This window comes from Streptomyces sp., assembly GCF_031178505.1.
Classification (GTDB): domain Bacteria; phylum Actinomycetota; class Actinomycetes; order Streptomycetales; family Streptomycetaceae; genus Streptomyces; species Streptomyces gulbargensis.
Genome location: NZ_JAPSIW010000133.1, coordinates 1 through 12,048 on the forward strand (window position 1 = coordinate 1; position 12,048 = coordinate 12,048).

Consider the following 12,048-nt stretch of genomic DNA (forward strand, 5'->3'; position numbering starts at 1 on the left):
AGGGCGCGGGCGGCGTCCGGGGTCAGGAGGGGCGGCGTCGTGTGCACGCCCGTCAGCGTAGTGAGGGGCGGGCCGCGCGATGCATGAGGGCGTGCGGCCCGGCCACGGGGAGCGCGCGCGGGCGCTCCCGGCGCGAAAGACCGCACCCGGCCCGCGGGACGCCGTGTTCGGCGGCGCCTGCGGACCGGGTGCGGACGGGAGGATGCGAAGGTCAGGCCTTCTTGGTCTCCCAGAAGATGCGGTCGATCTCGGCGATGAGCTCCAGCGCCTTCTCGCCCGTCTTCGGGTCGGTCGACGCCTTGGCGGCCGAGAGGGCCTTCAGGGTGTCGTTGACCAGCTGGTTGAGCTCCGGGTACTTCTCGAAGTGCGGGGCCTTGAAGTAGTCGCTCCACAGCACGGAGACGTGGTGCTTCGCGAGCTCCGCGCGCTGCTCCTTGATGACCGTGGCGCGGGCCCGGAAGTGCGGGTCCTCGTTCGCCTGGTACTTCTCCTGGACAGCCTTGACCGACTCGGCCTCGATGCGGGCCTGGGCCGGGTCGTAGACACCGCAGGGGAGGTCGCAGTGGGCGCTGACCTTGACCTTGGGGGCAAACAGGCGGGAGAGCATTGAGCCGTCCTTCCTCGTGATCGTCTTCTCAGGTGGGACATTACTCGGTGAGAAGGGCGTTTTCGCGAGCGCCCCCTGGGGCTTAGGTCAAAAGTCCAGGGTCACGATGGGACTCGTGTACGAGTGAACGAGCGGAGCGAGAGGTGCCGGATGAGGGACACGCCGGGGGAGCGGGCGGCCGAGGGGGCGGCCCCGTTCGGGATCGCCGAGGTGACGGGCGTCTCGATGGTGCCCACGCTGCTCCACGGTGACCAGCTGCTCGTCCGGTACGGGGCGCGGCTGACGCCCGGATGCGTGGCGGTGCTGCGGCATCCGCTCCAGCAGGACCTGCTCGTCGTGAAGCGGCTGGTCGAGCGGCGTGACGGCGGCTGGTGGGTGCTGGGGGACAACCCGGACGCGGAGGGGGACAGCCGGGTGTTCGGCACCGTACCGCCCGAGCTGGTGCTCGGGCGGGTGCTGGCGCGGTACCGGCCGGTGACGCCCGGGCGTCAGCGGTCCGTCGGGGTGCTGGCCTCCTGGCTGTTCTCGGCCGTACGGCCGGTGGCCTCCAGGCGCTTGCGGGCCCGGTAGGCGGCCACGTTGGCGCGCGTCGCGCAGCGGTCGGAGCAGTAGCGCCGCGAGCGGTTGGTGGAGGTGTCGAGGTAGGCGTTGCGGCAGGGCGGGGCCTGGCAGAGGCCGAGGCGGTCGGCGCCGAACTCGGTGAGGTGGAAGGCCAGGCCCATCGCCGAGATCGCCGCGTATCCGGCGGTGGCGTTGGAGGCGTGGTCGGCCAGGTGCATGTGCCAGCGGGGGTGCCCCTGCTCGTCGAGGATGTCGTGGCCGGAGATCTGCGGGCTGACCGGGAATTCCAGGAGGAGGGAGTTCAGGAGGTCCACGGCGGTGGTGTGGTCGCCCTCGTCGGCCGCCGTGAAGACGGCGCGCAGGCGGGCCCGTACGGACCGGAAGCGGCTCAGGTCGGCCTCGGTCACGCGGCGGGCCATCTGGGAGGCCGATCCGAAGAGGTCCCTGATCACCTCGACGGAGGTGAGGGAGTCCTTGTTACGGGTCGGCTCCTCGGTGTTGACCAGACGCACGGCATAGTCCGAGTAATAGGCCAGTTCCACTTGTAGTCCTTACTCCGGCGGGCTAGGGTCGTGGTCATGAGGGGTAACAACTGTCTCCCCTCCGAGGGTATTACGTCGACGGGGAGGACGCGGCGAATGACCGACACCGACTGGACGGCCTGGCAGCAGAGCTGGGACCGGCAGCAGGAGTGGTACATGCCGGACCGCGAGGAGCGGTTCCGCGTCATGCTCGACATGGTCGAGGCGTTCGTGGGGCCGAAGCCCCGCGTCCTCGACCTCGCCTGCGGTACGGGAAGTATCACGGACAGGCTCCTCAAGAGGTTCCCGGAGGCGACGAGCACCGGTGTCGATCTCGACCCCGCGCTCCTCACCATCGCCGAGGGGTACTTCGCGGGCGACGAGCGCGTCACCTTCGTGACCGCCGACCTCAAGGACCCCGCGTGGACGGCGCTGCTGCCCCACGACTCGTACGACGCGGTCCTCACCGCCACCGCGCTGCACTGGCTCCACACCGAGCCCCTCACGGCGCTCTACGGACAGCTCGGCGGTCTCGTCCGGGAGGGCGGCGTCTTCATGAACGCCGACCACATGATCGACGAGACCACCCCGCGCATCAACGCCGCCGAGCGGGCCCACCGGCACGCCGCCATGGACCGCGCCAAGGAGGCCGGGGCGCTGGACTGGGCGGACTGGTGGGCGCTCGCCGCCAAGGACCCGGTCCTCGCCGAGCCCACCGCCCGGCGGTACGAGATCTACGGCGAGCACGCCGACGGCGACATGCCCTCCGCCCGGCGGCACGCCGAGATCCTGCGCGCCTCCGGCTTCGGCGAGGCCCGCGCCGTCTGGGCCTCGCCCTCGGACACCATGGTCCTCGCCGTGAGGTGAACCCGCCGGGAGTGACGCGGGAGCCCGGGATCAGGGCTTGCACACGGGAAGGGGCGGTACGGGAGATCCCGTACCGCCCCTTCCCGTACGCGCCCTACAGCACCTTCGACAGGAACGCCTTCGTCCGGTCGTGCTGCGGCTTGGTCAGGACGTCCCGCGGGTGGCCGGACTCGACCACCACGCCGCCGTCCATGAAGACCAGCGAGTCGCCCACCTCGCGGGCGAAGCCCATCTCGTGCGTGACGACGACCATCGTCATGCCCGACTCGGCCAGGTCCCGCATGACGTCGAGGACGTCACCCACGAGCTCCGGGTCGAGCGCCGAGGTCGGCTCGTCGAACAGCATCAGCTTCGGCTCCATCGCCAGCGCGCGGGCGATGGCCACGCGCTGCTGCTGGCCGCCGGAGAGCTGCGAGGGGTAGTTGCCCGCCTTGTCGCCGAGGCCCACGCGGTCGAGCAGGCGCTCGGCGCGCTCGCGCGCCACCGCCTTGGTCTCGCCCTTCACCTGGATCGGCGCCTCCATGACGTTGGCCAGGGCCGTCATGTGGGGGAAGAGGTTGAAGCGCTGGAAGACCATGCCGATGTCGCGGCGCTGGAGCGCGACCTCGCTGTCCTTGAGCTCGTAGAGCTTGTCGCCCTTCTGGCGGTAGCCGACCAGCTCGCCGTCGACGTACAGCCGGCCGGCGTTGATCTTCTCCAGGTGGTTGATGCAGCGCAGGAAGGTGGACTTGCCGGAACCGGACGGGCCGATCAGGCAGAACACCTCGCCGTTCTGCACCTCCAGGTCGATGCCGCGGAGGATGTGCGCGGCGCCGTAGGACTTGTGGACGCCCTCGGCCTTCACCATGGGGGTCATGCGGTACCTCCGGAGCGCTTCGCCGGCGCGAAGCGCAGATTGGCCTTGATCTTCTGCCACGGCGTGGGCGGCAGCGAGCGCAGCGAGCCCTTCGCGTAGTGCCGCTCCAGGTAGAACTGCCCGATGCTGAAGACGGTGGTGAGGATCAGGTACCAGATCGAGGCGACGAAGAACATCTCCATCACGGCGAACGAGACCGAGGCGATGTCCTGTGCGGCCCGCAGCAGGTCCGGGTACTGGACCGCGACCACGAGGGAGGAGGTCTTGAGCATGTTGATGAACTCGTTGCCCGTCGGCGGGATGATCACCCGCATCGACTGGGGCAGCACGATCCGGCGCATCGTCCTGCTCTGGGACATGCCCAGGGCGTGCGCGGCCTCGGTCTGGCCCTCGTCGACCGACTGGATGCCGGCCCGGACGATCTCCGCCATGTACGCGCCCTCGTTGAGGCCGAGACCCAGGAGGGCGGCCAGGAAGGGGGTCATGACATCGGTCATCTCGTCCTTGTAGAACCCGATGTTGAGGATCGGGAAGATCAGGGCGAGGTTGAACCAGATCAGCAGCTGGACGTAGACCGGGGTGCCCCGGAAGACCCAGATGTAGAGCCAGGCGATCGTGCTGGTCACCGGGTTCTTCGACAGCCGCATGACGGCGAAGAGGATGCCCAGGACCAGGCCGAGCGCCATGGACGCGACGCTGATCTGGATGGTGTTCCAGAGGCCGGTGAGGATGGTCGGGTCGAACAGCTTCTCGGGCACGGTCGCCCAGCGGACGTTGCCCTGCGAGAAGGCGTACCCGAGGAGCGCGAGGAGGGCGATGACCGCTATCGCGGCGACCCAGCGCCCGAAGTGGCGGACCGGGATGGCCTTGATGGCCTCCGGCGGGGTCCCCGCCGGGGCGGGCGACGCCCCGGCGGGAACCTTGGCGAGCTTGTCAGTCACAGCGACTGCCCTTCGGTGCTACGTGGAGGGGGTGGAGGGTAGTCAGGAGCCGCCGTTGATCCTGGCCGCGGGGATGGCGCCGGAACCGGCGTTCCACTTGTCCAGGGCGGCCTTGTAGGTGCCGTCCTTGATGATCGCGTCCAGGGCTTCCTTCAGCGCGTCCCGCAGCTGCGTGTCCTTCTTGTCGACCGCGATGCCGAAGTAGCCGGCGTCCGACTTGTTGGCGACCGCGTCGAAGTCCTTGCCGCCACCGGCCGTCTGGGCGATGTACGCGGCGACCGGCGAGTCGTTCAGGTCGGCGACGGCGCCGCCCGCCTTGACGCGGGTCTGGGCCTCGGCGTCGGTCGGGAAGGACTCGAAGGTCAGCTTCGGCTTGCCGTCCTTCTCGCACTTGGCGGCCTGGTCCTTGGCGGCCTGCTCGTACGTGGTGCCGCGCTGCACCGCGAGCTTCTTGCCGCACAGGTCGTCGAGCGACTTGATGTTCTCCGGGTTGCCCTTCTTGACCAGAATGCCGGTCGAGGCGCTGAAGTAGTCGACGAAGTCGACACCGGTACCGGTCTTCTTGCCCTTGTCGTCCAGACCCTCCTGGCGGGCCTTGGTGTCGGTCATGGACGACATCACGATGTCCGTGCGACCCGTCGGAAGGGCGGTGAGCAGGGTGTCGAAGGTGCCGCTCTCGAACTCGAACCGGACGCCCAGCTGCTTGGAGAGGGCCGCGGCGATGTCGGGGTCGACACCGACGATCTCGTTGCCCTTCTTGAACTCCATCGGGGCGTACGTGGCGTCCGTGCCGACCTTGATGACGCCGGCCTTCTGGATGTCGGCCGGGAGCTTGGAGAACAGCGGCGCGGTGCTCACGGGGGCCTTGGAAACGCCGCCCTCGGGCTTCTTGGCGCCCTCGGTCTGGTCGCCGCAGGCGGTCAGCAGCATGGAGCCGGCGACCGCGATGGCGGCGACCGCTGCAAGACGGGAGGTGCGGGTCTTGGCGACGGTCGTACAGCGCGTGGAGCGTGCGGTCATGGTCGGGTTCCTCCGGCGTGTGAGGGAGTTGCCAAAGATCGCGTACGCACCTTCGGGTGTCGCGACCTCGTGTGATTACGGCATCTTGCCATTCGGACCGGCTCAAACCGACGGCCTCGGATGTCAAAATCGGGTAACGGGTGACCCCCGAATCCCGACAGGCCGGTACATCAAGGCCGGATCTTCTTCGGAAACACTTCCCCGGAACCGGAAAATCTCCGGTTCATCTCGCCATTCGGACGAGTGGAAGGCCGCCATTCGGCCCTGGAGCGCATCTTTCCGGACATCGAGTGACGTGTCATTCCCTGTCACCGTGCGGGTGCGCTCGGTATGAGTCGCGTCACCGAGCGGTTATGGACTCGCTGGCGGTGCCGTCCGTCCGGTAAGAAGGATCCTTACACCCCTCATCCGGGGCTCAGGGCGCGTTGTGCGGCGCGCCCGCGCGGCTGCCAGACACGGCGGCCGCGGGACCCGCCAACCGCTCCTCACCAGGGGCGGCCACCCTCACTGAAGCAGACTTAAGGGGTCTACCCACATGGCAGCGGAGATCGTCAATCCTCGCAGCGAGGCCGCGACGGAAGGAGCTCCCGAGGAGCCCTTCGATCCGGCGTTCGCGCTCCACCGGGGCGGCAAGATGGCCATTCAGGCCACCGTCCCCCTCCGGGACAAGGACGACCTGTCCCTCGCGTACACGCCCGGCGTGGCCAAGGTGTGCACCGCCATCGCCGAGCAGCCCGAGCTGGTCAACGACTACACCTGGAAGTCGCAGGTCGTCGCGGTCGTGACCGACGGCACCGCGGTGCTCGGTCTCGGCGACATCGGCCCGGAGGCCTCCCTTCCCGTCATGGAAGGCAAGGCCATCCTCTTCAAGCAGTTCGGCGGCGTGGACGCGGTTCCGATCGCGCTCGCGACCAAGGACACCGACGAGATCGTCGAGACCGTCGTCCGGCTCGCCCCGTCCTTCGGCGGCGTCAACCTGGAGGACATCTCGGCCCCCCGGTGCTTCGAGATCGAGCGCAAGCTCCAGGAGCGCCTCGACATCCCGGTCTTCCACGACGACCAGCACGGCACCGCCATCGTCACCCTCGCCGCCCTCCGCAACGCGGCGAAGCTGACCGGCCGGACCCTGGGCGAGCTGCGCGGCGTCATCTCCGGCGCCGGCGCGGCCGGAGTCGCCATCGCCAAGTTCCTGCTGGAGGCCGGCCTCGGCGACGTGGCCGTCACCGACCGCAAGGGCATCGTCAGCCGGGACCGCGAGGACCTGACCGACGTCAAGCGCGAGATCGCCGAGCTCACCAACAAGGCCGGCCTCACCGGCTCCCTGGAGAGCGCCCTGGCCGGCGCGGACGTCTTCATCGGCGTCTCCGGCGGTACGGTTCCGGAGGAGGCCGTCGCCTCCATGGCCCCGAACGCGTTCGTGTTCGCCATGGCCAACCCGAACCCGGAGGTCCACCCCGACGTCGCGCACAAGTACGCGTCCGTCGTGGCGACCGGCCGTTCGGACTACCCGAACCAGATCAACAACGTCCTCGCGTTCCCGGGCATCTTCGCCGGGGCGCTCCAGGTCCGGGCCTCCCGGATCACCGAGGGCATGAAGATCGCCGCGGCCAACGCCATCGCCGACGTCGTCGGCGACCAGCTCTCCGCCGACTGCGTGATCCCCTCGCCGTTCGACGAGCGGGTCGCCCCGGCCGTCGCCGCCGCGGTCGCCGCCGCCGCCCGCGCGGAGGGCGTCGCCCGCCGCTGACGCGCGCGCCGTCCCGCCCGGTACGCCCGAGGGCCCCGCTCCGCACCCGGAGCGGGGCCCTCGGCGTGCGGCGGGGCGGAACGCGGACGCGCACGGGCGCGGGAGGGACGCGCGTCACACAGGCGCGTGGTTCCGTCACCGCCCGTGGCGTCCTAGGGTCGGGGCCATGTTCGCTGCCTACGCCGCCCGTATCGATCGCGACCAGCCCCTCAACGGCCTCGAATTGGGCGAACGCCCCGAACCAGAGGCCCGGCCCGGCTGGACCACCGTCACCGTCAAGGCCGCCTCCCTCAACCACCACGACCTGTGGTCGCTGCGCGGCGTCGGACTGCCCGAGGAGAAGCTGCCGATGATCCTCGGCTGCGACGCGGCGGGCATCGACGAGGACGGCAACGAGGTCGTCCTGCACTCCGTCATCGGCCAGACGGGCCACGGTGTCGGCCCGGACGAGCCCCGCTCGATCCTCACCGAGCGCTACCAGGGCACCTTCGCCGAGCGCGTCACCGTGCCCAGGTGGAACGTGCTGCCCAAGCCGAAGGAGCTCTCCTTCGAGGAGGCCGCCTGCCTTCCCACCGCCTGGCTCACCGCCTACCGGATGCTCTTCACCAACGCGGGTGTACGCCCCGGTGACTCGGTCCTCGTCCAGGGCGCCGGTGGCGGCGTCGCCACGGCCGCCATCGCCCTCGGCAAGGCGGCCGGCCTGCGCGTCTTCGCCACCAGCCGCGACGAGGCCAAGCGGAAGCGGGCCGTCGAGCTCGGGGCCGTCGAGGCCTACGAGCCGGGGGCGCGGCTCCCGCAGCGGGTGGACGCCGTCATCGAGACCGTCGGCGCGGCCACCTGGTCGCACTCGGTCAAGTCGCTGCGCCCGGGCGGCACCGTCGTCATCTCCGGCGCCACCAGCGGTGACCGGCCCTCGCACGCGGAGCTCACCCGGATCTTCTTCCTGGAGCTGAAGGTCGTCGGCTCGACCATGGGCTCCAAGGACGAGCTGGAGGACCTGCTGTCGTTCTGCGCGGCGACCGGTGTCCGGCCCGTGATCGACGAGGTGCTGCCGCTCGACCGCGCTCGCGAGGGCTTCGAGAAGATGGCCTCGGGCGACCTCTTCGGAAAGATCGTGCTGACCAACTCTTGATGGAGCGTCAGATCACCTGATGGGATCTCCGGCACTGCGAACACACCGTCGTGCCGGAGGTCCCCCGTGCTCCCTGTGTTGCGAACCACCCTGGCGGCGAGCGCCGTTCTCGCCGCCCTCCTCGCCCCGACCGCCACGGCCACCGCCACCACCGCCACCACCGCCACCACCGGCTCCACCGGCGCCGTGGCGCGCACCGGGGAAGCCGGGGGCGCAACGGGCATCCCCGCCCTCACCGACGAGCACGGCCGCACCCTGACCCTGCGCGGCTGGAACGTCGAGGACAAGGTGAACCGGGGCGAGGCGGCCCTCTCCGCGATCACCGAGAAGCACTTCCGCGACATGCGGGCCCAGGGCTTCAACTTCGCCCGCCTCCTCGTCTTCTGGGACGACCTCGAACCCCGGCCCGGCCGGTACAGCGAGGAGTACCTCCGGAAGATCGAACGGATCCTGGGCTGGGCGCACCGGCATGACGTCACCGTTCTCCTCGACGCCCACCAGGACGTCTTCGGCCCGGCCTTCGGGCACCGCGGCATCCCCGCCTGGGCCACCAGGACCGACGGCCTGCCCTTCACGCCCCACCCGGACGACTGGTTCTCCGAGTACTTCGAACCGGCCGTCCAGCGGGCCTTCACCCACCTCTACGAGGACGAGGACCTGAGGCGCGCCCAGGCCCGGATGTGGCGGGTCCTCGCCGAACGCTTCGACGACCACCCCGCCGTCCTCGGCTACGACCTGATCAACGAGCCCATGGGCGAGCTGCGGGAGGGCGAGGACCTGGCGACGGCGGCCCGGCGCATCGAACGCGACCAGCTGACTCCCCTGTACAACCGCCTGGCCGACGCGGTGCGGTCGGCCGACCCGGACGCCTGGGTCTTCGTCGAACCGACCCCGATCGTCGGCGAGGGCGTCCCGACCGGCCTCGGCCGGATCGACGACCCGAAAGTCGTCTACGCCCCCCACTTCTACAACACCGGCATGGAGGCCGGCGCCGACTACGACCCGGCCGCCGGCTGGATCGAGAGCTACGAGCGGGCCGTCACCCAGTACCCGGCCGCCCACAAGGTGCCCGTGGTCGTGGGGGAGTGGGGTCCGCTCAACAACTCCCTCCCGAACATGAACCGCTTCTACCGTGACGCCATGGCCTCCCTCGGCCGGTACGGCTCCGGATGGGCCGGGTACGTGTGGTGCTACGGCGGCGGCTACTGCGCCGTCGACGGCTCCGGGGCCTTCCGCGCCAACAAGGAGCTGACCGCCGAGCCGTACGCGGAGGCGGTCGCGGGCACGGTGCGCTCCGCCGCGTACGACTCCCTGACCGGCGCCTACCGCCTCGTGTACGACTCCGCCGGGCGCCGCGGCCCCCGCGTCACCGAACTCTCCCTGCCGCCCGGCGACTGGCGGATCACCGCCGGGGGCGGGGCGCTGGTGCTGCGCGAGGACCGGGGCAGGGCCCGCGTCCTCGCCGCCCCGGACTCCCGGGTGACGGTGGCGGTCACCCGCGGCTGACGGCCGGGGCGGGGACCGGCGGGCGGCCGGTCCGGCCCGGAACCCCGGCGTCAGTCTCCGTGCCGGGGACGCAGGAGACCCGTGAGGTGGACCGCCGCCGTCGACAGATGCCGGCGGGCCTCGGACAGCTGTTCCTCGTTCACCCCGTGGTCCCGTGCCGCGTCGCGGATCTCGTCGCGGAACCGGTCCAGCAGGCGGTCCAGGTCGCGGGCCGGGTCACCCGACCCCTTCGAGGGGCGGGCCCACTCCGGAGCCTCGGCGCTCTCCGCTCCGGACGTACCCGGAGTGCCGGGGCCGCCGGCGGTCTCCCGGTCCGGCGGGAACGGCGAGCCGGCACCCGAGGCCTTCGGGTGGGTGGTGCCGGTGACCAGGCCGCCGAGCTGGGCGGTGATGTCCGAGAGGCCCTCCCATACGCCCTTGGGCCACTCGCCCCGCGAGAACCGGTCCTGGACCTGCTCCTGGACCTGCTGGGCGATCCGCTGGAACTCCTTGGCCTGGCGCCGCGCGTTCTGCGCCTCCGCACGGGCCTGCCGGGCCTGCTCCTTCCACTCCTGCTGGGCCCGGCGCAGCTCCTCCTTGGCGTCGGCGAAGGCCGAGCCCTCCGCCTGCCGGGTCCGGCCCGCCGCCGCCCGCATCTCGCTGCGGACCCGGCCGGCCGCGCCCCGCACGTCCTCCCGGATCTCCGCCGCGAGCTCCGACACCGACTCGCGGATCTCCCGCTCCAGGTCGTCCAGTTCGGCGCCCCGGGCCGCCAGTTCGGCCCGGCCCGCGTCGGTGATCGAGTACACCTTGCGCCCGCCCTCGCTGGCGTGGGTGACGAGCCCCTCGGCCTCCAGCTTGGCGAGGCGCGGGTAGACGGTGCCGGCCGAGGGCGCGTACAGCCCCTGGAAGCGCTCCTCCAGGAGCCGGATCACCTCGTAGCCGTGGCGGGGGGCCTCGTCGAGCAGCTTGAGCAGATACAGGCGGAGGCGGCCGTGAGCGAAGACGGGCGGCATGTCAGAGCACCTTTCCGGTCGCGGAGGGGGCGGGCGGGGCGGAGGAGTCGGCGTCCTCGTCCGGCTCGGGTCGGCGGAGCAGGGCGATCGAACCGGAGAGGGTCGTGGCCTTGAGCGTCCCCCGGCCGGAACCGAGGGTGCCGGTCAGGGACTTGGCGCCCCACTGTCCGCCCACCCGCAGGTCCTCGAAGGCGTTGGACAGCGAGCCGCTGGTGGTGGTGGCCTCGACCCGGGCGTCGCCCGGATGCGGCAGCCGGATGGCCACCTCGCCGGACACGCTGGTGAGCCGGATGTCCGCCGGCGGCCCGTCCTGACCGGCCCCGGCGAGGTCGATCACCATGTCCCCGCTCACCGTGTCGGCCTTCACTGAGGCCCCGGCGCCCTCGATGACCGTCACGTCACCGGTCACCGAGTTCACCCGCAGCTCCCCCGTCACCGACTGGGCCTCCAGGGCGCCCGACACCGTCTCCGCCCGGACCGGGCCGGAGAGGCCCACGAGCGTCGTGTCGCCGGTGACGCCCCGCACCTCCGTACGCCCCCGGATGCCGGAGACGACCGCCTCGGCGCCGACCACCCCCACCTCGACGTCCACGCCCGCGGGCACGGCCACGGACACCACGGCCCGGCGCCGCATGCCCTTGCGGTCGAGCCACTTGAGGATGCCCTTCCAGTGCAGGTCCTCGTAGCTGACGGTCAGGGTCGAGCCCTCCTGCGACACGATCAGCGGCGGCCCCTCGATCTCGGAGATCTCCACCCGCGCGGAGGCCTCCTCGGTCCCCACCACGTTCACCGCGCCGTTGACGACACGGACCTGGAGGCGCGTCACGGGCCCGGTCGGCGTGAGTTTCGTCGGCTCGGTGACGGACCACTCTGTCATGGTGCTGACCTCCCGTATCGGCAACGCAACATATCGCGTCTCTCTCCATACACGATATATCGCGGCAGGGGGAAGTCAACCCTGACTCTCCCCTGACAGGGTCGTCGCAATCTCCCTCTTACGCGGACAAACTGACCTAGCGTAGGGCGCATGAACGCGACCTCCCGACCGAGCCCCGCCGGGGCGCTGCTGCTCTGCCGTGCCGCACCCCCGCTGGTCAGGCCGCCGGCCCCCCTCCTCGGGGAACACGCGCTGCTGGCCCCCGCCGGGACGGACTGGAGCGTCCTCGTACCCGAGGGCACCCCCTGGCTCCACGGCGGGGAACCCGTCGAACGCGTCGTCAGCGGCTGGGCCACCGCCCTCGCGGTCGCCGCCACCTGGCCCGTCCTCGCGCTCTGGTGGGACGGCGAGCGCGCCG

General features: G+C 71.0%; 12 protein-coding genes and 1 pseudogene. 6 read left to right on the forward strand and 7 right to left on the reverse strand.

What is annotated here, in order from left to right:
• Nucleotides 1-211: 211 nt before the first annotated feature.
• Nucleotides 212-607 (reverse strand): superoxide dismutase, Ni, encoded by a 396-nt coding sequence (gene sodN / locus RIF68_RS12250; RefSeq protein ID WP_030207400.1) that lies wholly within the window; start codon nt 605-607, stop codon nt 212-214.
• Between the two features lie 150 nt (nt 608-757).
• On the opposite strand from sodN, the gene sodX reads away from it, so the two are divergent.
• The gene (gene sodX, locus RIF68_RS12255) at nt 758-1,177 is read left to right on the forward strand and encodes a nickel-type superoxide dismutase maturation protease (protein ID WP_309051230.1); all 420 of its coding nucleotides are present in this window, start codon (nt 758-760) and stop codon (nt 1,175-1,177) included.
• Here the strand turns inward: sodX and RIF68_RS12260 are convergent.
• Nucleotides 1,096-1,710 (reverse strand): CGNR zinc finger domain-containing protein, encoded by a 615-nt coding sequence (locus RIF68_RS12260; RefSeq protein ID WP_309051231.1) that lies wholly within the window; start codon nt 1,708-1,710, stop codon nt 1,096-1,098. The two genes, sodX and RIF68_RS12260, sit on opposite strands and share 82 nt — an antisense overlap.
• 96 nt (nt 1,711-1,806) lie before the next feature.
• Here RIF68_RS12260 and RIF68_RS12265 point away from each other — a divergent pair, with 96 nt between their 5' ends.
• A complete protein-coding gene (locus tag RIF68_RS12265) occupies nt 1,807-2,556 on the forward strand; it encodes a class I SAM-dependent methyltransferase (RefSeq protein ID WP_309051232.1) in 750 nt (249 codons plus the stop codon).
• Between the two features lie 94 nt (nt 2,557-2,650).
• Here the strand turns inward: RIF68_RS12265 and RIF68_RS12270 are convergent, their stop codons facing one another.
• The 3 genes from RIF68_RS12270 to RIF68_RS12280 are packed head-to-tail and all read right to left on the reverse strand — an operon-like array spanning nt 2,651 to nt 5,373.
• Nucleotides 2,651-3,412: an amino acid ABC transporter ATP-binding protein gene (locus RIF68_RS12270; RefSeq protein ID WP_309051233.1), complete on the reverse strand. Its 762-nt coding sequence runs from the start codon at nt 3,410-3,412 to the stop codon at nt 2,651-2,653.
• Nucleotides 3,409-4,353, reverse strand: a complete 945-nt coding sequence (locus tag RIF68_RS12275) for an amino acid ABC transporter permease (protein WP_309051234.1) — start codon at nt 4,351-4,353, stop codon at nt 3,409-3,411. The genes RIF68_RS12270 and RIF68_RS12275 overlap by 4 nt, the downstream gene beginning before the upstream one ends.
• A gap of 42 nt (nt 4,354-4,395) precedes the next feature.
• Nucleotides 4,396-5,373 carry an ABC transporter substrate-binding protein gene (locus RIF68_RS12280; RefSeq protein WP_309051235.1) on the reverse strand — a complete coding sequence of 326 codons (978 nt, stop codon included), beginning with the start codon at nt 5,371-5,373 and terminating at the stop codon, nt 4,396-4,398.
• Between the two features lie 535 nt (nt 5,374-5,908).
• Here RIF68_RS12280 and RIF68_RS12285 point away from each other — a divergent pair.
• The 3 genes from RIF68_RS12285 to RIF68_RS12295 all read left to right on the forward strand — a co-directional run bounded on the left by RIF68_RS12285 (nt 5,909) and on the right by RIF68_RS12295 (nt 9,758).
• On the forward strand, nt 5,909-7,120 hold the full coding sequence (locus tag RIF68_RS12285) for an NADP-dependent malic enzyme (RefSeq protein ID WP_309051236.1): 1,212 nt from the start codon (nt 5,909-5,911) through the stop codon (nt 7,118-7,120).
• Nucleotides 7,121-7,286: 166 nt separating this feature from the next.
• Nucleotides 7,287-8,252: a zinc-binding dehydrogenase gene (locus tag RIF68_RS12290; RefSeq protein WP_309051237.1), complete on the forward strand. Its 966-nt coding sequence runs from the start codon at nt 7,287-7,289 to the stop codon at nt 8,250-8,252.
• A 186-nt stretch (nt 8,253-8,438) separates the two neighbouring features.
• On the forward strand, nt 8,439-9,758 hold the full coding sequence (locus RIF68_RS12295; RefSeq protein WP_375165691.1) for a cellulase family glycosylhydrolase: 1,320 nt from the start codon (nt 8,439-8,441) through the stop codon (nt 9,756-9,758).
• 50 nt (nt 9,759-9,808) lie between these two features.
• Here the strand turns inward: RIF68_RS12295 and RIF68_RS12300 are convergent, their stop codons facing one another.
• Both RIF68_RS12300 and RIF68_RS12305 read right to left on the reverse strand, forming a co-directional pair.
• On the reverse strand, nt 9,809-10,753 hold the full coding sequence (locus tag RIF68_RS12300; RefSeq protein ID WP_309051239.1) for a helix-turn-helix transcriptional regulator: 945 nt from the start codon (nt 10,751-10,753) through the stop codon (nt 9,809-9,811).
• A gap of 1 nt (nt 10,754) precedes the next feature.
• Nucleotides 10,755-11,630 (reverse strand): DUF4097 family beta strand repeat-containing protein, encoded by an 876-nt coding sequence (locus RIF68_RS12305; RefSeq protein WP_309051240.1) that lies wholly within the window; start codon nt 11,628-11,630, stop codon nt 10,755-10,757.
• A gap of 150 nt (nt 11,631-11,780) precedes the next feature.
• Between RIF68_RS12305 and RIF68_RS12310 the strand changes: the two are divergent.
• Nucleotides 11,781-12,048, forward strand: a pseudogene (locus tag RIF68_RS12310) (hypothetical protein); the annotation flags it as partial.

What these genes read in the sequence shown, in the direction of transcription:
- sodN (WP_030207400.1), bottom strand. Translation starts at nt 607, where the DNA reads ATGCTCTCCCGCCTGTTTGCCCCCAAGGTCAAGGTCAGCGCCCACTGC.
- sodX (WP_309051230.1), top strand. Translation starts at nt 758, where the DNA reads ATGAGGGACACGCCGGGGGAGCGGGCGGCCGAGGGGGCGGCCCCGTTC.
- RIF68_RS12265 (WP_309051232.1), top strand. Translation starts at nt 1,807, where the DNA reads ATGACCGACACCGACTGGACGGCCTGGCAGCAGAGCTGGGACCGGCAG.
- RIF68_RS12270 (WP_309051233.1), bottom strand. Translation starts at nt 3,412, where the DNA reads ATGACCCCCATGGTGAAGGCCGAGGGCGTCCACAAGTCCTACGGCGCC.
- RIF68_RS12280 (WP_309051235.1), bottom strand. Translation starts at nt 5,373, where the DNA reads ATGACCGCACGCTCCACGCGCTGTACGACCGTCGCCAAGACCCGCACC.
- RIF68_RS12285 (WP_309051236.1), top strand. Translation starts at nt 5,909, where the DNA reads ATGGCAGCGGAGATCGTCAATCCTCGCAGCGAGGCCGCGACGGAAGGA.
- RIF68_RS12290 (WP_309051237.1), top strand. Translation starts at nt 7,287, where the DNA reads ATGTTCGCTGCCTACGCCGCCCGTATCGATCGCGACCAGCCCCTCAAC.
- RIF68_RS12300 (WP_309051239.1), bottom strand. Translation starts at nt 10,753, where the DNA reads ATGCCGCCCGTCTTCGCTCACGGCCGCCTCCGCCTGTATCTGCTCAAG.
- RIF68_RS12305 (WP_309051240.1), bottom strand. Translation starts at nt 11,630, where the DNA reads ATGACAGAGTGGTCCGTCACCGAGCCGACGAAACTCACGCCGACCGGG.